The sequence below is a fragment of the Ruegeria sp. CE9 genome (assembly GCF_056537425.1).
In genome coordinates this window covers 1-1,187 of sequence record NZ_JBQFRO010000080.1, presented here as the reverse complement: position 1 = coordinate 1,187, position 1,187 = coordinate 1, and the positions used below count along the sequence as shown (strand labels likewise).

The following is a 1,187-nucleotide window of genomic DNA, read 5'->3' as shown; positions in this document are numbered from 1 at the left end:
GTTTCATGTTCATATAGCGCTTGGAGGCCCATGTGGATCCGGCGATATACCTTAACCTGGCGGCCGCTAGGTGTGGAATCTGGTTAGGTTGTTCCATTTAAGGCCTGAATTGGGGTTTGATTGTTAATTCCCATGTGGGTGCGTTGAGTGTTGTACCAGTTCACCCATCTTGGCAGATCCTGTTTTCTGGCTCTTGATGATTTAAACGGGATGGCATAGGCCCACTCACGCAGCATGGTTTGAATGAAGCGTTCGGCTTTTCCGTTGGTTTTAGGCGTGTAGGGCCGGGTGCGGATGTGTTTTATGTTCAGCATCCGCAGTATCCTGCGGAACAGTTTTGCGATGTAACCGGAACCGTTGTCCGTCATCACTCGCTCGACTGCCACGCCCCGTCTGCGAAACCAGCGCAGAGCGCGGACAAGAAAAGCTGAGGTCGAGTGCCGGGTCTCATCGGGCAGAACTTCCACATAGGCAAGACGGGTGGCATCATCAATGGCCACATGCAGATAGTCCCAGCCAAGTCCCGGTGTGCGGCCTTTGCGATTGCCTGTAATGCGATGACCGTGCCCTTCAAAGCGCCCCAGTTTCTTGATGTCCAGATGTAATAGCTCCCCCGCTCGTTCGCGTTGATAGCGTCGCACAAGTGGCTTGGGATCAAGAGCCTTCAATTTACCAAGACCTGCATGCTTCAACCAAGCCGCAACTGTCGAGCGGGCAAGATTGAGCTTGGTCGCGATCTCTTGTGCCGTCAGACGGTAGTCCTTGCGAAGTTGTTCAGCTTTCTTGCGCCACCAGCTGGCCTGTACAGCAGCGGCAGACCTTGGCCGTGATGAGCGGTTCTCCAGACCGGCCCTTCCTTCAGCCAGGTAGCGGCCAATCCATTTACGCACCGTGCGAACACTGACTGCAAACGCCCGGGCAACCTGTTCCACCGGTTGCCGCTGTTCCAGCACTCGTTTTACCATCTGCTCTCGACTATACGTCGTGGTTCGGGCATTCTTATGCGGGTTGTTCATCTCATGGATCTCTTGTGTTGTTTTGTGGTGAAACCAACATCAAACATCTGAACGCGATGAACAACCTCTTCAGAGAACACAACTAGCCACACTCAACGACACTGACACATCCGCGAAACCAACGGTATGACACCTATAAGCCCTTTATTGTGCAGGTGGGTATGGCATTGC

At 53.5% G+C, this 1,187-nt stretch carries 1 protein-coding gene; it reads right to left on the bottom strand.

From position 1 onward, the window contains the following. Nucleotides 1-83: 83 nt before the first annotated feature. Nucleotides 84-1,016: an IS481 family transposase gene (locus ACR0B3_RS24155; RefSeq protein WP_480745117.1), complete on the bottom strand. Its 933-nt coding sequence runs from the start codon at nt 1,014-1,016 to the stop codon at nt 84-86. Nucleotides 1,017-1,187: the final 171 nt, after the last annotated feature.

Bases quoted from the DNA above. Each gene is read 5' to 3' on its own strand.
- ACR0B3_RS24155 (WP_480745117.1), bottom strand. From the start codon at position 1,016: ATGAACAACCCGCATAAGAATGCCCGAACCACGACGTATAGTCGAGAG.